17 protein-coding genes are annotated in these 21295 nt (G+C 64.5%); 9 read left to right on the forward strand and 8 right to left on the reverse strand.

The annotated features are described in order from the left end of the window. The first annotated feature begins 167 nt into the window (after positions 1 to 167). The 4 genes from IT350_19010 (at position 168) to IT350_19025 (ending at position 3223) form a co-directional block, all read left to right on the forward strand. Positions 168 to 878 carry a hypothetical protein gene (locus IT350_19010; protein ID MCC6160149.1) on the forward strand — a complete coding sequence of 237 codons (711 nt, stop codon included), beginning with the start codon at positions 168 to 170 and terminating at the stop codon, positions 876 to 878. A 299-nt stretch (positions 879 to 1177) separates the two neighbouring features. Continuing rightward, entirely contained in the window at positions 1178 to 1846 is a 669-nt protein-coding gene (locus IT350_19015) for a TIGR00266 family protein (GenBank protein ID MCC6160150.1), read from the forward strand. Positions 1847 to 1858: 12 nt separating this feature from the next. Continuing rightward, positions 1859 to 2542 (forward strand): TIGR00266 family protein, encoded by a 684-nt coding sequence (locus tag IT350_19020; protein ID MCC6160151.1) that lies wholly within the window; start codon positions 1859 to 1861, stop codon positions 2540 to 2542. Positions 2543 to 2551: 9 nt separating this feature from the next. Beyond that, on the forward strand, positions 2552 to 3223 hold the full coding sequence (locus IT350_19025) for a TIGR00266 family protein (protein MCC6160152.1): 672 nt from the start codon (positions 2552 to 2554) through the stop codon (positions 3221 to 3223). A 366-nt stretch (positions 3224 to 3589) separates the two neighbouring features. Here IT350_19025 and IT350_19030 read toward each other — a convergent pair whose 3' ends face one another. Beyond that, a complete protein-coding gene (locus IT350_19030; GenBank protein MCC6160153.1) occupies positions 3590 to 4813 on the reverse strand; it encodes a TerC/Alx family metal homeostasis membrane protein in 1224 nt (407 codons plus the stop codon). Between the two features lie 248 nt (positions 4814 to 5061). On the opposite strand from IT350_19030, the gene IT350_19035 reads away from it, so the two are divergent. After that, positions 5062 to 5337, forward strand: coding sequence for a NifU family protein (locus IT350_19035; GenBank protein MCC6160154.1), 276 nt, complete (start codon positions 5062 to 5064; stop codon positions 5335 to 5337). Between the two features lie 19 nt (positions 5338 to 5356). On the opposite strand, the gene IT350_19040 is transcribed toward IT350_19035, so the two are convergent. Further along, positions 5357 to 7531 (reverse strand): glycoside hydrolase family 31 protein, encoded by a 2175-nt coding sequence (locus IT350_19040; GenBank protein ID MCC6160155.1) that lies wholly within the window; start codon positions 7529 to 7531, stop codon positions 5357 to 5359. A gap of 119 nt (positions 7532 to 7650) precedes the next feature. Between IT350_19040 and IT350_19045 the strand changes: the two genes are divergently transcribed. The 3 genes from IT350_19045 to IT350_19055 all read left to right on the forward strand — a co-directional run bounded on the left by IT350_19045 (position 7651) and on the right by IT350_19055 (position 11133). Beyond that, positions 7651 to 8559 carry a PIG-L family deacetylase gene (locus IT350_19045; protein ID MCC6160156.1) on the forward strand — a complete coding sequence of 303 codons (909 nt, stop codon included), beginning with the start codon at positions 7651 to 7653 and terminating at the stop codon, positions 8557 to 8559. Positions 8560 to 8666: 107 nt separating this feature from the next. After that, entirely contained in the window at positions 8667 to 8981 is a 315-nt protein-coding gene (locus tag IT350_19050) for a septum formation initiator family protein (protein MCC6160157.1), read from the forward strand. Between the two features lie 19 nt (positions 8982 to 9000). Continuing rightward, positions 9001 to 11133 (forward strand): diguanylate cyclase, encoded by a 2133-nt coding sequence (locus IT350_19055; protein ID MCC6160158.1) that lies wholly within the window; start codon positions 9001 to 9003, stop codon positions 11131 to 11133. A gap of 1 nt (position 11134) precedes the next feature. Here IT350_19055 and IT350_19060 read toward each other — a convergent pair whose 3' ends face one another. Genes IT350_19060 through IT350_19070 form a run of 3 tightly spaced genes read right to left on the reverse strand, consistent with a single transcriptional unit; the run spans position 11135 to position 15094 of the window. Beyond that, positions 11135 to 12499, reverse strand: coding sequence for an FAD-binding protein (locus IT350_19060; GenBank protein MCC6160159.1), 1365 nt, complete (start codon positions 12497 to 12499; stop codon positions 11135 to 11137). Further along, positions 12489 to 13259: an alpha/beta fold hydrolase gene (locus tag IT350_19065; protein MCC6160160.1), complete on the reverse strand. Its 771-nt coding sequence runs from the start codon at positions 13257 to 13259 to the stop codon at positions 12489 to 12491. The genes IT350_19060 and IT350_19065 overlap by 11 nt, the downstream gene beginning before the upstream one ends. Beyond that, entirely contained in the window at positions 13256 to 15094 is a 1839-nt protein-coding gene (locus IT350_19070) for a beta-galactosidase (protein ID MCC6160161.1), read from the reverse strand. Before IT350_19070 ends, IT350_19065 begins: the two co-directional genes overlap by 4 nt. A 106-nt stretch (positions 15095 to 15200) precedes the next feature. On the opposite strand from IT350_19070, the gene lgt reads away from it, so the two are divergent. Beyond that, positions 15201 to 16277: a prolipoprotein diacylglyceryl transferase gene (gene lgt / locus IT350_19075; protein MCC6160162.1), complete on the forward strand. Its 1077-nt coding sequence runs from the start codon at positions 15201 to 15203 to the stop codon at positions 16275 to 16277. Here the strand turns inward: lgt and IT350_19080 are convergent. From IT350_19080 to IT350_19090, 3 genes are read right to left on the reverse strand one after another with little or no spacing between them, the layout of a single operon-like run. Continuing rightward, positions 16267 to 17094, reverse strand: coding sequence for a thermonuclease family protein (locus IT350_19080; GenBank protein MCC6160163.1), 828 nt, complete (start codon positions 17092 to 17094; stop codon positions 16267 to 16269). The two genes, lgt and IT350_19080, sit on opposite strands and share 11 nt — an antisense overlap. A gap of 16 nt (positions 17095 to 17110) precedes the next feature. Continuing rightward, positions 17111 to 19795, reverse strand: a complete 2685-nt coding sequence (gene polA, locus IT350_19085) for a DNA polymerase I (protein MCC6160164.1) — start codon at positions 19793 to 19795, stop codon at positions 17111 to 17113. A 25-nt stretch (positions 19796 to 19820) separates the two neighbouring features. Beyond that, a complete protein-coding gene (locus IT350_19090; GenBank protein ID MCC6160165.1) occupies positions 19821 to 21251 on the reverse strand; it encodes a HAMP domain-containing histidine kinase in 1431 nt (476 codons plus the stop codon). Positions 21252 to 21295: the final 44 nt, after the last annotated feature.

Genomic DNA, 21295 nt, shown 5'->3' on the forward strand with positions numbered 1-21295 from the left:
GCGAGAAAACTGACGCCGACGCCGATGGCGGCGCCGACAAGGACCTTCAGGGCGATCTTGAACACGACGGGACTCCGAACGAGGATGGCCGACCACTTGTCGGCTTGCACGCAGCCGCTATGCTGCGTCGGGACACGCAAATCATCTTAGGGAAGAAGGAGGCCGTCGTGAAGCGCGCAGCCGTGGCATTGGTCATGATCCTCGGGTGTTTTCTCGCTTCGAACGCCCTCGCGCAGGAAACCGCGCCGACATCGACCTCGGCCTTGCCCCCCTGGTGCGTGCTGGCGGTCCGCCCCGCGATGGGCGGCGGTGCGGGCTCCATGACGACCGAGTGGGACGTTTACGACGGCACGTTCAATTTCGAGGAGGCGGTGGAGATCGCTGGCGTGAGCCACGCCGCGCTCATCCCCGAGGTGTTCTTCATGCCGACCGCCGGGCGCGGTTTCACCATTTCCGCATCGTTGCCCTTCGGCGGAGGCAGCGGCACGGCGACCAGCGACAACATCTTTCTCGATTACGATTTCGCGTACCGTTTCGCCTTCCTCAACCTCGGCCTCGGTTACCAGTTCTATTTCGGCGCCGAGAAGCGGGCGAATCTGGCTCTCATGTCGCACCTGGGTTTCGGGCGAACGCAGTTCACCGTCGACTTCCCCGGCGACACGGCGACGTCGAAAGCCCTCGGCGGAGGCGACTTCGACATCTCGGTCGGCTCTTGGTATCGCTTTCGAAGCGGATTCACGCTTGGCGGATCGCTCGACTATTGGGTGATCACCTTCAGCGGCGACGCCGGCGACGAGGGCCCGATCGCGACCACCGTGAGCAACGGCGGCATGGGCGGCGTGCGCCTCAATGCTCTGATCGGCTACGGATTCGAATAGGACGCGATCCTTGCGATCGCATGGCCGCCGGCGAACCGTGGGGCTACGAGATCGGCCGCAAGGTTGCCGCGAAAATGCAGCAGGAAGGATACGAAATCGAATAGGTTCGGCGTTCGCGACGACAACTCCCGCGAGCCGCGGTCGCATCGTACCGAGTGCGCCGACTTCCGTCGCCCAGCCCCCTTTTTCGTTGACCCGCGCCGAAGCCGCGTGATAGACAACGGGCGGGTTCCCGAAATTTTCCAATCATCCGTTTCCAAGTTCGCCGGCGTTCGCGCCGCGCAAAGGAGGTCTTCGCCGTGAAACACGAAGTGCGTCACGGACCGTCCTTCTCGAGCCTGTTTCTGACGCTCGAAGGGGGGGAGCAGGTCCGCACCGAGGCCGGGGCCATGGTGGGGATGTCGCCGAATTTCGACATTTCCACGAAGGCCTACGGCGGATTCTTCAAGGCGCTGATCCGCCGGCTGCTGGGCGGAGAAAGCGTATTCCAGAACACGTACACCGCGAAGGATGCGGGCAGCGAACTCATCCTCTCCCCCACGGTGCCCGGCGAGATCCTGCACCGCAAGATCGAGAAGGGCAAATCGTTCGTGATGCAGGGCTCGGCGTTTCTCGCGAGTTCGCCGTCGGTGGAACTCAAGACGAAATACGGCGGCGTGTCGTCGATGATGTCGGGCGAGGGGCTCTTCCTGCTCGAAATCAAGGGCGAAGGCGACCTGTGGTACAACAGCTACGGCAAGATCATCGAGATCGACGTGCAGGGCGGCTACGTGGTCGATACGGGCCACATCGTCGCGTTCGAGGACACACTGAAATTCAAGGTCAAGCGCGTGGGCGGGCTCAAGTCCACGCTGCTGTCGGGTGAGGGCTTCGTCGCCGAATTCTCCGGCAACGGCAAGCTCTACATCCAAAGTCGAACCGTCTCCTCGCTCATCGGCTGGCTCACGCCGATGCTGCCGATGCGATAAGGGAGGGCGATCATGAATATCGAAATCCTGTCCCGCCCCTCTTACGCCATGGCGAAGGTCGAACTCGCCGCGGGCGAGTGCGTGCGCAGCGAGGGCGGCGCGATGGTGTCCATGAGCCCGGGCCTTACGGTCACCACCGACACGTTCTCCAAGGGCGGCGCGGGCGGCCTGCTCCAGGCGGCCAAGCGGCTGCTCGCCGGAGAGAGCGTGTTCATCAACAAGTTCACGGCGAACCAAGCCGGTCACGTGTGCTTCGCGCCCACGCTGGTCGGCGACATCGAGCACCTGAAACTCGATGGCACGAAAAACATGATCGTGCAGTCTTCGAGCTTCCTCGCCTGCTCGGACGGGATGACCATGGACACGCAGTTCGGCGGCATGAAGGGCTTCTTCTCCGGCGAATCGGTGTTCTGGATCAAGTTCGGCGGCACGGGGAGCCTGCTCATCAACAGCTTCGGCGGCATCTTTCACAAGGACATCGACGGCACGTTCATCTGCGACACCGGCCACATCGCGGCGTACGAAGACACGTTGCAATTCAAGGTCCGCAAGGTCGGCGGCTGGAAGGCCACGCTGCTGTCGGGAGAAGGTCTCGTCTGCGAGTTCACCGGCAAGGGCCGGCTTTACATGCAGACGCACAACGCACCGGCGTTCGGGCAGTTCATCGGCCCGAAACTGCCGCCGCGCAAGCAGTGAGGTGAGACCATGAAATACGAAATTGTCGGCAAGCCCGATTTCTCCATCGTGCGTCTGGCGCTCGACGCGAACGAAAAGGCGACGGCGGAAACCGGCGCGATGGTCGCGATGAGCACGAACATGAAGATCGAGACCAAGTCGAAGGGCGGCCTGCTCGGCGGCCTGAAGCGCATGGTCGGCGGCGAGAGCTTCTTCACCAACGACTACCACCCCGAAGGCGGGCCCGGCTCGATCGAGTTCGCACCGTCGGCGCCGGGCGATGTGGACGTGTTGGAGCTGAAGGGCAACGCCTGGTTCGTGCAGCGGGGCGCGTACCTGTGCCACACCGGCGACATCACGACCGAGACGAAGTTCGGCGGCATGCAGAGCTTCTTCTCCGGTGAGGGCCTGTTCATGCTGCGCGTATCGGGCACGGGTCATGTGTTCTTCAATAGCTATGGCGGCTTGCAAAAGGTGTCCGTGAACGGCGAGTACATCGTCGACACCACGCACATCGTCGCCTTCCCCGAGGGCATGACATACAACGTCGAGGCGGTCGGCGGACTCAAGGCCACGTTCCTGTCCGGCGAGGGCCTCGTCTGCCGCTACCGGGGCACGGGCGATCTGTACATCCAGACGCGCTCCGCGCCACCCTTCGCGTCGTGGCTCAATCCGTTCCGCAGGGTGGAATCGAAGAAGTAGTTCCGCACCCGGCATACGAAAAACCGAAAAGCCCGGCCGAAATGTCGGGCTTTTTCTATCCCCGAATTCCCCTCGATGCCCCCGTGGATTTGCGCGGCGGAATCAGAAATCTGAGGCAGGTCGCGGAAATTCGTGGCGAAAAACTCGTGGTGTTATTCACGTGTTGCGTTGCCGCGTCGGAAAATTCACCACTTAGGCGGGGTTGAGCCCTTGGCACAGGGATTGCTTTTGAATCCCCACGCAGTTGCCCCGAAACCAACCCGTTTTGCGGCAGGGCAAATCTCCTCTCGCGGTACCGGCTTTGCCCCTCCGGTATCGCCTTTTTTTTCTGCAAAATGACGTACCGAACGGATGGTGAATGCGCGATCACTTCACCGAGGACTTGGCCTTCTCGGACAGCGCGGCGACGTGGCGGCGGATGTGGCGGGTCACCACGGCGGCCCAGGTGAACTCGGTCGCGAGGACGGCGAATCCGCCCGCGAGTGCGAACAGGCCGGGGCCGGGCAACACGAGCATGGCGAGCCCCACGAGGATCAGCGTGCCGCCGGAGGCCGCGATCCAGATCTTGCGCAGGGTCTTTTCGGTGAGGCGATCGCCGAGGGGAATTCGCGCGCCGGTTTCGGTGCGCCGGGGCGATTCTTCCAGATAGGACGCGATGACGGAGAACACGATGCCGATGGTCAGCGCCGCGCCGATCACGCCCATCGAGATCGCCGTGGAAATGTGCACGAGGTGCGAGAGCAGCATCTTCACGCCGATGAACCCCAGCACGAAGACGAGGCTCGCCTTGAGGTAGCGGAACTTGTTCATCACCGCCGCGAGCGCGAAATACAGCGAACGCAGTCCCAGAATCGCGAACACGTTGGAGGTGAAGACGAGGAAAGGGTCGTGCGTGACGGCGATGACCGCGGGGATGGAATCGACGGCGAAGACGACGTCGGTGCTCTCGACGACGACCAGCGCGAGCAGCAGCGGCGTGGCGGCGAGCCGTCCGTTTTCGCGTACAAAAAACCTGTGCCCCTCGAACCGCGTGACGACGGGAAACCAGCGACGCACGAGACGCAGCAGGGGATTTTTTTCGGGATCGACCTCTTCGTCGCCCGATGTCGCCATCTTGATCGCCGTGAGGACGAGAATGCCGCCGAAGACGTAGATCATCCACGTGAATTTTTGGATGAGGACGACGCCCGCGCCGATCATCACGCCGCGCAGTACGAGAGCGCCCACAATGCCCCAAAAGAGGACGCGGTGCTGGTATTTCAGGGGAATCGCGAAGTACGAGAAGATCAGGGCCATGACGAAGATGTTGTCGAGCGACAGCGATTTTTCGACGACGTAGGCCGTGAAAAAGAGCATGGCGGCCTGCGGGCCGTCCGACGGGTAGCGCGGATCGAGACCGAGTCCCATCCAGTGGTGCTTGTAGAAGAAGCAGAGAACGGCGTTGAAGACAAGGGCGAGGCTGATCCAAAAAATCGTCCAGCCGAACGCCTCGCGGATGCCGATCTCGTGGTCCTTGCGGTTGAAGACGCCCAGATCGAGCGCGAGCAGCAAGAAGACCAGAGCGAGAAATCCGACCCACAGCGCCAGCATCGGCGTCACTTCCCCCTGCGCACCAACGGCGCGCCCGATGCCGCGGAGCGGCGATCGGGTCCGCGCATCTTGCACGGGCGTGTCGGAAAATCAATGCGCGCGAGGGTGTGAGCGGACACGTGTAAAGGGGGCCAGGTGGTCGCGCGCGCGGCGCATACGCCGACGTTCGCCTCGGCCGATTCGTTTGACACGCAATCCCCGGCGGGCGTACCTTGGCGGTCGGACTTCTCCGTGCATGGAGCGTCGCCATGGCGTCCATTGACGACACCCGCAATGACCGGATCCGCGCCCTGTTTTCCGATCGCATCAATCCCGCGCTCGCCGACCACGGCGGCTGGGCGGAGTTCGTGGATCTGCGCGGCGACCAACTCGTCATTCGTCTCGGCGGCGGCTGTCAGGGCTGCGGTATGTCCACCGTAACGGTCAAGCAGGGCATTCTCGAACTCGTCCGCAAGCACTTCCCCGAAGTCGTCCAGATTGTTGACGACACCGACCACGCCGCGGGTGAGAATCCCTATTACTAAAGCAGCGCGCGGATCGTCGTCACCACGTCTCGCCAAAGATCGTCGCCCCCTTGCGCACGTAGAGCGGAATCCGATCGAGTGGCGCGTCGGCCGCGACCGTCGTCGGCCCCGTGACCTCGTCACGTGACCAGTAGTCGACGAATTCGCCCGCCGGAATGTACACGTCGCGCCCGCGCGCTCCCGACTCCCAAACCGGCGCGACGAGCAGATCCGGGCCGAGCATGTATTCGTCCCACATGCGCTTCACGGTTGGATCATCCGGGTGATCGAAGACGAGGGGACGCGCGATGGGCCGGCCGGTTTCGCCGGCGATCTCGGCCTGTGCGCGCAGGTAATCGACGAGGTCGTGATGGAGCGTCGTGTACGTCCGGTAGATGTCGATGAGTTCCTCGTCGTACGCGGGATCCGTCGGCATATCCCACGGCGCGTGCGCGCCCTGTCCGCCGATCTCCATGAGCGGCGTGAACGCCGAGAACTGAAGCCACCGCGCGAAGACCTCGCGGTCGCGGAATTCCTGATAACCACCGGTGTCCGAGCCCCAGACCGGATAGCCCATAAACGCCGCATGCAGCATCGAGAGGATGGCGCTGCGTAGGCCGAGGTCGGTCCGGCGACCGTTGACGTTGCCGCGCGTGTCGCCGCCCCACAGGATCACGTATTGCTGGCTGCCCGCCCAGCCGGCGCGCGCTTTACTCACGAAGTCGTCGCCCCACGCCTCCTGCATGGCTTCGAAGTAGCATCGCTGATAGAGCACCGGATAGTGGTTGCGGACTTCCTCGCCGCCGCGCCCGTCGAAGTAGATTTCGCCCGGCAGGCTGGGCTGCGTCTCGTCGCCCCGGTCGAGCTTCCAGCCGTGAATCGAGTTGTCCGTCACCCAGGCGACGAGCTTGTCCTTCCACCATTCGCACGCGTCCGGATTCGTGAAGTCGATGTGGTCGGGACTGCCCGGCGCGAGATACCCCAGCGCCTGAGCCTCGGCCCCGTTCTGCCCGGGTTCGTCGCCGATCGCCCACGGCGCGCCCCAGATGATGAGGTGCATGTCCCGATCCTCGAACGACCGGACCATGTCGGCCGCGTTCGGGAATCGATCGGGGTCCCACGAAAACTCGGCGAAGCCCTGCTCGCCGGGGGTGTAGGGGCGGTCGATCATGTAATTCCCGAACGGGAATTCCAGCGCTTCGTACTGGTTGATGTCCTCGGCCACTTCGCCGTTGATCGTGCGTCCGTCGAGATCGCCCGTGACCCTTTCGTGCTCGTCGCGCCAGCGCCAGTGGCGAAACGCCCAGTCGGGAGGCACCAACGGCCGGCCTGTGAGCGCCGTGTAGGCGTCGAGGATGTCGTCGTGCGACGGACCGAAAAAAATGCGAAACGTCTGCACGGGCGAGCGATCACCGCGCGCGCGGAAATGAAAACGCAGGCGGTCCGGCGCGGTCGCCCCGAAGTCGAACTCGCCGTAGAACGTCGTATCGACATAGAGACCGTAACCGGCGCTGCTGTGGAAAAACGGCGTATACACGCCGATGGTGCCCTGTACGATCATCGAATGCCACTGGCCGCGGCGATCGAGCGAACCCAAATTCGTGGGATTGCGTTCGCTGGTCCAAGCGTCCCAGGAGATGCGCTCGACTGCGCCGTAGATCGCTTCGTCATCGGCCAGCGCGAGATCCTGTCCCACCGACAAGTTGCCCGGCGCGGGGTCGATAAACGTCTCGACCCGCAACTCGCGTGCGGCGTCGAATGCGAAACGGATCTTCGCTTCCGTCCCTTCGGTGGTTCGGTAACGCATGCTCACCGCCCCCGCCTCGTGCGCGGAGCCGATGTACGAGTAAAGGCCATGGCGCGTTTCGCCGCGAAAGTAGAAGAACGACTCGCCCGATCCGAATCCGAGCGTCTGCGTGACGAGTGCCTTGTCGGCGACGGATTCCAGTCGCCATCCAAACGGGCGCGGGTGGATCGTCATGCGCAGCGCGTCGCTCTCCAGAACGATGTTTTGGTAAAAGTCCGTGTCGTCATCCGCGTCGTCGTCGGTTGCGTCGTCATCGACGTCGTCATCGGCGTCGTCGTCACCGAGATCGCCGTTGTCTTCATCCGCGTTGTTGCCCGAATCGTTGTCGTCCGAGTCGCAGCCGCAAGCGGGCAAGAGGGCTACCGCGAGCAGCGTCGCGAACACCGCGATCGTAAAATGGCAGTTCATGACATCCTCCGGACCTCGGACCGATTCTATCGACGATCCGCGCCGTGTCTATCCGCTTTACCACGCGCGCGGCGACGCATATAAAGACTCGTGTTCGTGCCGCGAAGTGGGGAATCCAGATGAAACGAATTGCTTGCGCCGTCGCCACGATGACGACGATCGTCGTTGCGATCGGCTGTTCCGCAAAATACGTCCGCACCGCCGCGCCCGGCGATTCGCTCGACGAGTGGCTCGACGCGCCGCGCCGCATCATGTGGGTGGCCGCGCACCCCGACGACGAGGGGTTCGCGGGGCCGATCCTCGCCAAGGCGGGGCGCAAAAGCGGCGGGGCCGTGCATTTCGTCGTGCTGACCGACGCGGCGGGCGGCGAGTGCTGCATCCCCGGCGGGTGCGTACCCGATCTGGCCACGGTGCGTGCGACCGAAATCGCGGCGTCGGCCCGGCTCTACGGCGCGACGCTCAAACACGCCCCGTATTGGAACGCGCCGCTACCCGGCAGCTCGTTTCCTCCGCGCCACGAAATCGCCAAGCGATGGATGAGCCAGGGCGATCCCACGTTGCTGATCGCGAAGGAGATCCGCGAGTTCCGGCCCGACGCGATCCTGACGCTCTCCCCGGGGCGCGGCGGCACGGGCCACCCCGAGCATCAGCTTTCGGCGCGGTTCGCGCTGGCCGCCGCGCGACTGGCGGCGACCGACACCAAGGAACTGCCCGGCGCACCGCACCGCGTGGAGCGCGTGTACTGGGTGCTCTCGAAGTTGTGGCTGGCCGAGGCGCTGGGCTCAGCCGATCCCGAGGAGCCGACCGAGATTTTCGACATCCATCAACCGTGCTTTCAGGGTCGTTCGTGTGTGGATGTCGCCGCGCAGATCACGCGAGTTCACCAATCGCAGGCGAACGACATGAAGGGCATGCGTTTGCTCTTCAAGCAGCTCGACGAACTGCCGCTGCGTCGAGTGAATCCCGAGGCGGAACTGCTCGATCCCATGGAACCCGTGGGGAAGGGCGGCATGAACACGAATCCATGACCGCGCCGGCGCGAATCCCCGAGCCGGAATTTCGGGAAAAACTTCGAAAAACGCTTGTATGTCATGGATTTCACGGGTAATATTTTGTTCGCCTCATGGAGAACCGGATGGAGCCCAAGGAGTGGACACGCGAGAGAACCGTCCTGTGCGTGATGGTTCTCCTGTTTGTTCTGAGCCTGGTCTATCTGACGTTCTCCGACTCCGGCCTCATCCGGGTCTGGCGCCTCGGAAGCCAAGTCACCGCGCTGAACGACGAAATCACACAGTTGCATTCCGAAAACAACGAACTCGCCCGCGAGATCGAGCAGCTCCGCGGCGATGACGCGCGGATCACGCGGGAGATTCGCGAGCGGCTCGGCATGGTGGAACCTGGGGAGACGGTGTTCGTGTTCGACGCGCACATAAAACCGTCGCAGCGCTGACGCGGCCCGGTTCGCCGAGGTGAGACGAATCGCCGGTCATCACGGTTACCTGATCGCCTTTGTCGCCCTCGTCCTGATCGTCCTGCGACAATTCGATTCCTCGCGGTTTGCGGGCGATGAGCCTTGGTGGAACTGGCGCCTGTGGGCCCTCGTCGGATTTCTCGCGTATCTCCTCGTGCGATTGATTTGGGCCGCGCGTCCGCGATCGTCCGGCGCGCGCGGCGCAAACCGCCACGATTTCGACCTCGCCCTGCTGATCCTCGCGGCCACGAATCTCGTTATCCAGCTTCCCGGCGATGCGTATCGCCCGCTGTTCTATCCGCTCAATTACCTGATCCTGTGCCTGTTCGTCATCGCGTGGGGCCCCGGGCTCTCGGTGGCATACGCCGTGTTGCTGGGCTCGCTGGAGTTCGTGCAGATGATGGCGCAGCACCGCGGCGCGATGTTCATGCCGGGCAATCCCGTCTCGGCCGACATCATCGATATCTGGCTCACGATCGCGAGTCACCTCGCCATGTCGCTTACGTTCGTCGGAGTCGTCGGCGTCTTCCTGCTCGGCGAACGCCGCCAGCGCGAGCGTGCCATCGCGAAGCTCGACCGGCTGACAACGGACGTGGACGACCTCGCGCCGCACGGAGACGACGAGCTGCCCGCCGTGCTCACGGACGAAGTCACCCGCGGCGGCGCGCAGTACACGCGCGAGTTCGACTCCGAGCTCGCCGACCTGATGGAGATCGGTCGCGTGGGGTTGCGGGCCGATGCGTGCGTGACGATTTTCCTGAACCGCGATGAGGCGTTCGCACGGGTGCGCGCCATGTCAGGCGATCCCGCGGAGATGGACATGGAGGCGCTCATCCCCTCGGACAGCGCGTTGCTCTCGCTCGTGTTGCGCAAGGCGGAACCGATCGTCGTCGGACGATTCGATCCGCGCCGCGTGCCGCTCGAGTACCGACGCAAACGGGCGGGCGTGCGTTCGCTCATCGCCGTTCCGCTGATGTTCGATGGGCGGGCACTCGGCGTCGTGGTCGCCGACAGCGCCCGCGTGCAGGCGTTCGACGCCACGGACCTCGAGGTGCTCGGCCACGTCTCGTCGCGCGTGGTCGACGCGTTCCGCGCGGCGCGATCCATGGCCGGCATTTCGCGCGAGCGCAGCGAGTACGCGACGTTCTACGCGCTGGCGAAAAAGTTCACCGACACGCTCACCGTGGACGACGTGCTCGCGACGACGCTGGAGGCGGGACGCGCGATCCTGCCCTTCGACGGAGCGCTCGTGGCGATGCCCGTCGCATCGTCGTCGATGTGGAGCGTGACGGCGGTCGATCAGCTCCCCTCGAAATGGATTGGGCTCGAATTCAGCGAATCGGACGCCCAGGCGATTCGAATGGCGCGAGATCGCAAGATCCTCGCGGTGCGCAACGCCACGCAGGTGTCATCGACGATCCTCTTCGCGGAATTGCGTTTGATGCGCTACCAGAGCGTGCTTGCATTGCCGCTCGAATATCGCGGTCGCGTCGAGGGCACCGTATCGTTTTTCTGGGAACGGCCGAACGCGTTCAACGACTACACGGTGCGTCTGTTCGAGTCGTTGATGATCCTGACGGCGGTGGCGGTCAACGACGCCCGCCTCTACGAGCAGATGGAGCAGCTCGCCACCACCGACAGCCTGACCGAACTGACGAACCGTCGCGCATTCAACACCGCGCTCACGGGAGAGATCGCGCGCCATGAACGCACGCGCGCGGGACTGTCGCTCATCCTGCTCGACATCGACCACTTCAAGCGCGTCAACGACACGTACGGCCACCCGGCCGGCGACGAGGTGTTGCGCGCGGTGGCAGCGGCGATCCGGGGCGAGATTCGCAACGTGGACACGGCCGCGCGGTGGGGCGGAGAGGAATTCGCGATCGTTCTGCCGAGCACGACGCCGCCGGGTGCGCGCAAGTTTGCCGAACGCCTGCGCAAAAAGATCGCGGGGCTCGATGTGCCGGTCGAGGGAGGGCGACGAATCCGCGTGACGATCAGCCTCGGCATCGCGGGCATTCCGCAGGATGCCGAAAATCTCGGCGGGCTCGTCGAAGCCGCGGATGCGGCGCTGTATCACTCCAAGGAGTCCGGTCGCGACCGCGTCACGTGGGCGTCCGAAATCGGCTGATTCACCAGATCTTGCCGGGGTTCATCAGTCCGTCGGGGTCGAGCGCCTGCTTGATCGCGCGGTGCGCGGCGAGGCTTTGGGGCGACAGCTCACGCGCGATGAACGGTCGCTTGGCGATTCCCACGCCGTGCTCGCCCGACATGGTTCCGCCCAGCCGCAGCGTGAGATCGAACAGGTCCGATCGGAACGCGGCCACGCGTTCCTGGATGCAGGGCTCGGTCGGGTCGTAGAGAATGTTCACATGCAGGTTGCCGTCGCCCGCGTGGCCGTAGCTGACATGGCGCAGACCGCGCGGCGCGGCGAGCTCGCGCACGCCGGCGAGCACATCCACGAGCCGCGACAATGGCACCGTGATGTCCTCGGACATCTTTTTCGGAGCGGCGTCGCGCAGCGCGTCGCTCAACGCGCGGCGCGCGTCCCAGAGCGCCCTCGATTCCGCCTCGTCGCGCGCCGTGGTCACCGTCGCGCCGCCCTCGCGCATGAGCGCGCCGATCTCCGCGATGTCCCGCATGACGTCGTTCGTGCGTCCGTCCACCTCGATGAGCAGATAGGGTCCGTCGAAGTCCGACAGGTGCCCCGCCGTGCGAGCCGCACCGACGCACTCGGCGTCCACGAGTTCGATGGCGCTGGGAATCACCGAGCCCGCCAGGATCGCCTGCACGCCGCGCGCGCACGACGGCAGATCGGCGAATGACGCGATGAGCGTGCGGCGCGTCTCGGGTCGGCGCGCGAGACGAACGGTGATCTCGGTGATGATGCCGAGCGTGCCTTCTGAGCCAACGAACAGGTGCGTGAGGTCGTAGCCGACGACGCCCTTGCGCGTGCGGTGGCCGGTGCGCAGCACGCGCCCGTCGGCCAGCACGGCGGAAAGCGCCGGCACCCAGTCGCCCGTCACGCCGTACTTCACCGCGCGCAGCCCGCCCGCGTTGGTCGCCACGTTGCCGCCGATGGTGCATCGATCGGCGGACGCCGGGTCGGGCGGATAGAAGAGGCCGGTGCGCTCCACCTCGGCCTGAAAGACTTCCGTCACGATTCCCGGTTCGACGCGGGCGATCATGTCGCCCGGATGGATTTCGAGAACGCGGTTCATTCGCGTCAGATCGACGGCGACGCACCGCGACTCGGGCACCGCGCCGCCCACCGTCCCGGTCCCCGCGCCGCGCGGTACAACGGGGACGTGATGCTCGCGGCACAGACGCACCAGTCGGACGACCTCGTCCTCACCCTGCGGGCACACGACGGCCAGGGGCGGCACGCCCTCGACCTTGTTGTCGCGCGCGTAGGGATCGAGCGCACCCGCGTCGCGGATCACGCGATCCGGCACGAAATGCGTTTCGAGTGCTTGAAGGAAGGAATCAGGCGGCATCGAGAAATTCGGCGAGACGCGCGGCGAGTTCGGCCGTTCGCTCCACCATCAACATGTGGCCCGCGCCTTCGAACCGGTGGTGGATCGCGCCGGGCACCGCCAGGGCGAGCGCAAGGTTGCGTCGCTCGTCGGTGAGCAGGTCCGCCGATCCGAAATTTACGGCCAGGGGCGGCACGAGCGAAGCGATGCGATCCTTGATGTCGTAGTCGGCGCACGCGCGGAAGTCGCCGAGGGCGACCTGCGGATCGCACGCCATGAAGCCGGCCATCATTGCCTCCATCTCGGCAGGATCGGAGACGGACGCGAAACCGATGTCGCGCAGGAATGACATCGCGAGCGAGAAGTCGGACTCGAAGGCCTCGATCATCTGCCGGTTGAAGGCGAGCCGGTAACCGCTGCCGACAACGGCGACACGGCGCACGAGGTGCGGCGCATCGAGCGCGAGCGTGAGCACGATCGCGCCGCCCATGGAGTGACCGACAAGGTCGGAGGGGCGGCCGCACACGTCTTCGAGAAATTTGCGGAAGTCCGAGGCGTAGTCCTCGACGAGGCTGCGCCCCGGCCCCGGCGCGTCGCCGTGCCCCGGCAGATCGACGAGGTGCAGCGGTCGGTCGGGCCAGCGCTTCGCGAGTTCGCGCGTGAGGCTGAGCCATGTCGTCTTGTTGCCGCCCGCACCGTGGACAAAGACGACCGGCGTACCGGTGCCGTGCTCGTTCCGCGTGCGGAATGCGATACGGCTGCGTTCGTGAATCGACGTCATGCGCGCGGCCCCGGAAAGATGTAAACGCGACGTCCGTAGCCGTCGATGGAATCGACGATGACCTCATCCTCGGCGACCAGGCCGCGATTCTCGAAACGCACCTCGACGCGCGTTCCGGCCTTCAGCCCCTTCACCCACATCCGTGCATGGGATACCGGGTCGGGCGAGGTGTTGACGACGATGAGCGCCGTCTGACCGTCGGCGCGGCGACGCAGCGTGGTGTGCAGTTCCGGCTTCCACACGCGCGATTCGCCGCGCTCGCCCATGATGTCCACGATGCGCGCGGGCGGCACGAGAAAGCTTTCGATGCCGTTTTTCGGGTTCGTAATCTCGGTGGCGAATTGGCTCATGCCTTTCCACGGACCGGGCATGTCGGTCGCGTCGAGATAGCGCCCCTCATTGTCCATGAAAAAGATAACACCCTGCGCGCCGTGGGCGAGCGACAGCCAACCCTGCACCGCCGTTTGCTCCGCCGAAAGCTGGCGACCCGACTGACGCACGTGCTCGCCGTCGTGCGCCTCCACCACCGCCCAGAGCGCCTTCGACTCGCCGAGCTGGCGGCGCATGTCGTCCACGCGGTCGGCGATCTCGGTCACGGATCGCGGCGGCGACGCGCCGAGCGGGTAGACGTCGAAGGCGGCCACGTCCATGGCGTCGCGGTAGATTTCGTACACGCGCGGTTTCCAGCCCTGAAAGAGCAGCAGCACGGGCGTGTCGGGGTCGTTCCTGCGGATCACCTCGGTCATCTGCAGGACGAATTCCGGGGGCGCGCCCCACGTGGGGTCGTCGTGATCGGCTTCGTCCTTGGGATACCAGACGAGGTTTGCGGGCGTGCCCTTGTGGAACTTCACGATCTCGCCCAGCGCGCGCAGCATGTTCTCCTCGCCGCCGTACTGCGACTCGATCCAGTACGAGCGCGAGTCGGTGAAAAACTGCGCGGAACAGGTGACGCCCGCGTCGGCGCACGCGTCGTTCCAGTCGCCGAACCCGAAACGCACGCGGTCGGTGAAGCGCTCGTCGGCATACACCTCCCACTTGCGACGCCAATTGAATTCCCACGATTGCAGGTTCACGTGATTCGCGCCCGCGCCCTTGAATTCCTTCCACGTCGTCTTGCGCGCGCCCTTGATCATGCCCCCCACCGCGTAAATGGGTTTCGCGCCGGCGCGGTAGCTTTGCGTTCGACCGAGATCCGCGAACTTCGACGGCGTCGTCGTCGGCCAGAACCCCGCGACGGCGGCCTCGGGCGCGAACTCGGCGTCCGACACGCGCACCCGGTCCACCGCCAGATCGCCCATGAGGTCGCCGTAGTCCTGATTCGAAATGCGAAACTCGTAGTATCCGCCGATCGTGGAAATGTCCGACGCGCGGGCCTTTCCCGTCCACGTCTTCCACTGGTGGTCGTTCGCTCCGCCGAGCTTGCCCAAGGGCACCCAGTCGGCCTTGCCGCGAGCCCAAATCGTCACCGGATCGAGCAGGTTGTCCTTGAAACGGATCGCGAGATGAATGGTATTCGCGCCATCGAGGGTCTTCGAGCGGATGAATCCGAAGTGGCGATGCTTGAGCACGCGCGACGAGATCGCCACGTCCGCGTCCTTGCCGCGCGGCTTCGTGACCCACCAGAATTTGTCGGCCGTCTCGTATCGAATGAACGTCTTGGGGTCGTGATTGCCCCACCACCAGTAGTTCACCGGCTGAGGCGGAATCCAGACCGGATTTTCGGCCTTGAAGTCGTCCGGCGTGCCGAAATCGAACGTGTGCTCCGCGGCGTGCGCGGGCGTGCCGAGCGCGAATGCGGCGATGAGAAACGCGGCGATCGTCAGGGTTTTACGCATGGCGGCATGATACGCGTTTGCCCGCGAGGGGCAATGTGCATCGGCAAACCTTGCGCACCGGGGGAGCATCGCTTATACGGTTCGCGGGCGGACGAAAGGAGTCCTCGTGCATCGCGTGCTGTTCGAACTGCGTGACAACGTCGCCGCACTTATCGCGGGCGTCGTGCTGTCCGCGTTCTGGATTCTCTATCTTCGTCGGCGCACGTTCGAAAATCGCCGCGAACTCGCGATTTCGTGCGTCGGCCTCGCGATCTCGTCCGTGCTCGTGGGGTGGGCGATCTATATGTTCGCCCATTACAAGAAGGTCTTCGTTCAGGACCCCGCGTTCCATTTCAATCTGGAGCACGCCCTGACGTTCTTCCGAGGCGGGTACAGCTCCTATCCGATCCGCAGCTACAGCGTCGCCATGGCGTCGGCGTTTGCCATCAACATCGCACTCCTCAATCGCCGCGCCCCCGCCGAGAACATCCAGGCGCAAACGGCCATGAACGCGGCGATCGCCACCATCATCGGCACGCTCGCGGGTGGGCGCATTCTGTTCGTGGTCACGCAGTGGGCCGACTACGCCGACCAGCCGTGGAGATTGCTCGCGTTCTGGGAAGGCGGCCTTGTCTTCTACGGTGGCTTCATCGGCAGTTTCGTGTGCGTGATGTTCTACATGTGGGTCATCCGGCGCGAAAGGTTTCTGCCGCTGGGAGATCTGTTTTCGACCTACGCGGGCTTCGGCCTGGCCATTCACCGTTCGTTCGGATGCTTTATGAACGGGTGCTGTTACGGCCACCCCACGACCATGCCGTGGGGCGTGCGGTTTCCCATCGATCACCCCGGTACGAAGTTTTTCGGCGCCGAGGCGTACCTGCATCCGACGCAGCTCTACGAGACGCTCAACGGACTCATGTTGTTCGCGGTGTTGATGTGGTTCCGGCCGCGTCGAAAGTACTACGGCCAAAGCACTGCTCTGTTGCTCATGATCTACGCGGTCAACCGCTACATCATCGAGCTGTTCCGCGGCGACCTGCTGCGGGGTTCGGTCGGCGAGTTCTCGACGAGCCAGTTCATCAGCGTCTGGATGTTCGCCGCGGGCGCGGCGCTGATGGCTTACGCGTATATCGCCAAACGCCCCGTTTGGCGTCCCGGCGCCTCCGAAACGCACGAACGGGCGGGCTCGGCGGTCACGGCCTGAGTGCCGCGCGGCAATCCGCGACCGGTCTCCACTGCGCGGCGGCGTCGATCGTCATCACCGGTCCGTGATCGTTCTCGATGCGTCCGAACACCGCGACCGATCGACCGACGAGATCGTCTCCCGAAGGTTTCACGCCCGCGCCCGAGGCGATCCGCAGCCGCAATTCCGACTTCGCGCCGAGTCCGATCGCGATCGTTCCCGCCTGTCGCTCGATCGTCCTGACGGGACCGCAGACGAAGCCCTGGTAACCGCCAAGGTCCGCCGCGTCTTCGGCCCGAATCGCGATGTCGGGAGCGAGTCTCCAGATGCCGCGGCGCGCGTCGAACGCCTCGACCGCCGCACCGAAATACGCCGCCAGCACGTCGGGCGACATGCACGCGCGATCGACGAACACACGGCCGAGCCCCATGCGGACGAGATCGAGAGCGAGGTCGCGCTCGCCGTCGAAGGGCGTACCCAGTGCTCGGCCGTAGTCGTCCTTTCCGCGTTTGGCGCAGGTCTCGATCCGCACGTCCTTTCCGGTGGTGAGCCGCGCGTTTTCGCGTTTCGCCGCCGCCCAGTAGGGGTCTTTTCGCTCCGGTGTATCCACACCCACGTAACGAACGCGCGCCCCGCCGGCGAGCTTGATGGTGTCGCCGTCCACGGCCTCCACCACGCGCACGAGTCCCGTGGGCGGCACGATAAATTCGCCCGTGCTCTTGCCGAGGATGTCGAAGGGAAGCGGGATATCGAGCGCGCGGGCGATCACATAGATCGCCGCGAACAGCGCGCCGACGAGCGCGCCGCCCCATCGCCACGTTGGCCTTCGTTTCGCCACGACGCTCCGTCCGTTTTCAGTGAGCCTCGGCCCAGTTGTTTCCGTGACTCGTCTCCACCCTGAGCGGTGCATCGAGCTTCACGACGTTTTCCATCTCCTCGCGGACGATCGTTGCGGCCTCGTCCACGAAGTGCGCATCGACCTCGAACACGAGCTCGTCGTGCACCTGAAGGATCATCGTCATCGGCGCGGCCTCGCGCGCGACGCGGGCGCGCAGGCGGACCATCGCCACTTTGATGATGTCCGCGGCGGAACCCTGAATCGGCGTGTTGACCGCGAGGCGTTCGCCGAAACTCTGAACCTGCCGGTTGCTCGCCACCAGTTCCGGTACGCGGCGGCGGCGGCCCATCATCGTGGTCACGAACCCCTTTTCGCGCGCGTCGGCAATGGTGCGTTCGATAAACGTCTTCACGCCGGCGAATCGCCCGAAGTAGGCGTCGATGAATTCCTGCGCGCGCTTGGTGCCGATCTCCAGATCTCGCCCCAGTCGAAACGCGCTCATGCCGTACACGATGCCGAAGTTGACGGCCTTGGCTTGTCGGCGCATCTCGGGGGTGACGGAGCCCAATTCGACTCCGAACACCTGCGCGGCGGTGCTGCGGTGGATATCGCCGCCGGAGGCGAAGGCGTCCAGCATCGCCGCGTCGCCCGACAGGTGCGCAAGGATGCGCAGCTCCACCTGCGAGTAGTCCGCCGAAAGAAGCACGCGGCCTTCGGGCGCGACGAACCCCTCGCGAATGCGCCGCCCCTGTTTCGTTCGGATCGGGATGTTTTGCAGATTGGGATCGGACGACGAGAGCCGCCCCGTCGCGGCCACGGCCTGATTGAAGCTCGTGTGGACGCGTCCCGTGCGGGGGTTGATCATCGACGGCAGCGCGTCGATATACGTGCTCTTGAGCTTGTGGAACGCCCGGTATTCGAGCAGCAGCTTGGGAACGACATGCTTGTCGGCGAGCGACTCGAGCACGGTGACGTCGGTCGAGTAGCCCGTCTTCGTCTTCTTTCCCGACGGGAGACCGAGCTTCTCGAACAGAATCTCCCCAACCTGTTTCGGGCTGTTGAGGTTGAAGGGACCGCCCGCGGCCTGGTGGATCTCGGCCTCCAGTCGGACGAGTTCGCCGTCGGCTTCTTTCGAAAGTCCGCGAAAGAACACGGGATCGATCAGCACGCCCGCCATCTCCATGTCGACGAGCACGTCGATGAGCGGCATCTCCATCTCGCGCAGGAGCCGGTCGAATCCCTCGCGTTCGATCAGCGGCGCGAGCAGCCGGTAGAGTTCCCATGTCACGTGTGCGTCTTCGGCGGCGTAATCGCGCGCCATGTCGAGCGGCACCTCGGCAAAACCCTTCTGATCCTTGCCGCTGCCGGTGACGTCCTTGAACTTGATCGTGCGGTGGCCGAGGTATTTCGACGCGAGCACGTCCATGCCGTGGCTGTCGGCCTCGGGCTCCAGCAGGTAGCTCGCCACCATCGTGTCGAAGTCCACGCCACGCAGATCAACCCCCGCGCGGCGAAACACGATCTGGTCGTACTTGATGTTTTGGCCGACCTTGCGCACGGATGCGTCGGTGAGCAACGGACGCAGCGCGTCGAGCGCCTCGGCGAGCGAAATCTGCGCCGGCACGCCGAGGTAATGGTGCGCGACGGGCAGATAGAACGCCTCGCGGCCGTCGCAGCAAAACGACATGCCGACGATATCGGCCCGCGTGGGGTGCTCGCTCGTGGTTTCGGTGTCGAGCGCGAACTCCCCCGCCGCGCGCATTTTGCCGATCATCTCATTAAGTGTTTCGCGATCCGTCACGAGACGGTAGCCGTCGCGCGAGAGTTGCCCGCTCGATTCGACCTGCGCGGGAACGGCCTGAAGGTCGGACAGCAGCCGCGACATTTCGAGGCGTCCGAGAAACTCGCCGAGCTTTTCGCGGTCGGTGGGCGTCAGACGCAGCTCGTCGAAACCCATCCCGAGATCGAGCCCGCGCTCGATGGTCACGAGGCGTCGGGCGAGGCGCGCCGCTTCGACATTCTCCATCACCTTCTCGGCGAGCTTGCCCTTGATCTTGGCCGCGTTTTCGAGCACTGCGTCGAACGAACCGAATTCATCGAGCAGTTTGACGGCGGTCTTCTCACCGACGCCGGGAATGCCCGGCACGTTATCCGACGTGTCGCCCGCCAGCGCGAGCACCTCGACCACGCGCTCGGGCCCGCCGCCGAATCGCTCCTTCAGGTCGTCGGGTCCCGTCCACACATCCTTCATCGGGTCGTACATGCGCACGCGCTCGGCCAGGAGCTGGCACAAATCCTTGTCCGACGAGACGATCACCACCTCGAACCCGCTCTCGGCGCCGCGGTCGGCGAGTGTGCCGATGACGTCATCCGCCTCGAAGCCGGCCCGCTCGATTCGCGGCCAACCGAAAGCGTCGACGAGCTCGCGGATCAGGCCGAACTGCGGCACGAGGTCGTCGGGCGGCGCGTCGCGATTCGCCTTGTAGTCGGGATAAATCTCGTGGCGAAACGTCGGCTCCTTGGTGTCGAAGACGACCGCGACGTGCGTCGGCGCATGGTCGCGCAGCAGTTTCATCATCATCGTCGCGAATCCGAATACCGCGTTCGTCGGCACGCCCGTGGACGTGCTCAGTCGTCGCACGCCGTAGAACGCGCGGAAGATGAAACCGGATCCGTCGATCAGGAACAGGCGCTGGGACATTTGGGCTCCGGGGCGCGGCGCGCCGTTACACGGCCATCGGGAAGGTGACGGTGAACGCGGTGCGTCGGCCGGGATTCGACTCGACGGAGATGTGACCCTTGTGCCGATCCACGATGTTCGCGACGACGTAGAGCCCGAGGCCGAGTTGGTCGCTCCGGTTCTTCGTCGTGAAGAACGGGTCGAAGATCTTCGCCGTCTCGTCTTCGTTGAGCCCCTCGCCGTTGTCGGTCACGACGAGATTCACGCCGGCGTTACGGATCTGCGTTTCCACCGTGACCGCGCCGTTGCGTTCGGGGCATGCGTCGGCGGCGTTGGCGACGAGATTGACGATGATTTGTTCGATCTGCGAGGGCACGCCGAGGATGCGCGGTTCGGCCGGGTCGTAGCTCGCGACGAATTTGACGTTGCGTTTCTTCATCTCGTACGCCATCAACCCGACGACACGCGAAACCATCGTGTTCAGGTCCACCTCGACGAATCGCTGTTCGGGGTGCGGACGAACGGCGTCCTCGACATTCTGGAGCAGCGCTTTCATACGCGACGCGTTGGCCAGAACTTTTTTGAGCGTCTCTTTGAGTTTCGCCTCCGCGGGCAACGACTTGGAGAGCAGTAGGATTTCGATTTCCGAGATCACCATGGTCAGCGGCGAACGCAGTTCATGAAGATTGCCGGCCGCGAGCCGCGCGACCACGAGCACCTTTTCCATTTTCAGGAGATCGCCGCGCGCGGACTGCGCCGCCTCTTCGCTCGCTTTCAGGCGGTCCACGAGCGTCGACAGGTCGTGGAAGCTCGCGAGCAGGGCCTGATTCGCGTCCGAAAGCTGGTTCCGGCGACGCTCGATCGTGAGGTGCAGCCGCTGAACCTGTTCATAGAGATACATGAGCAGCAGGATCGTGAAGAGCGAAAAAAAGCCGACGACGGCGAGAGTGGTCGAAATGTACGCCGAATTGAACAGGTCCTCGGCCGAGGTGTCGCGCGCGGAGAACGCGATCGCGCGGGGAATGATCTCGGTGAGAAGCAGCCCTTCGAGCAGGGCGTAGACCGCTGTCGCACCGAGGCTGACTGTCAGGACGTACGACACCTGGCCGACGAAGACCGCACCCATGATGAGCATGAGGTACAGAACGGTCATCGGGCTCGCGGTGCCGCCGGTCCGCCAGACGAGCGCCGAGATCGCGAGGATCTCGAGCGTGTTGACGAATCCCATCCAGCGAAGGGGCCGGGTTTCCGTGCGCAGTCGACGGAGCGAATAGATGTAGCCCGCGAATGCGAGCGCGAAACCGGCGTGGAACAGGGGATCGGAACCCGCCGCCCAGCCGGGATTGCTCGGAAGCGTCACGCACAGCCAAACGAAAATGGCGATGCCGATCCGGACGGCGATCGACAGAATCAGAACCTGCCGCGTGCGATATTCCCGGGAGAATTGTTCGGCGTTGTCCAGCTCGGTGACGTTCACGAAGCCCTTTCCGCCCGTTCGTTCAGGAGTTCGGCGGAGCAAAC

The sequence above is a fragment of the Deltaproteobacteria bacterium genome, from assembly GCA_020845895.1.
Lineage (GTDB): Bacteria > Lernaellota > Lernaellaia > JACKCT01 > JACKCT01 > JADLEX01.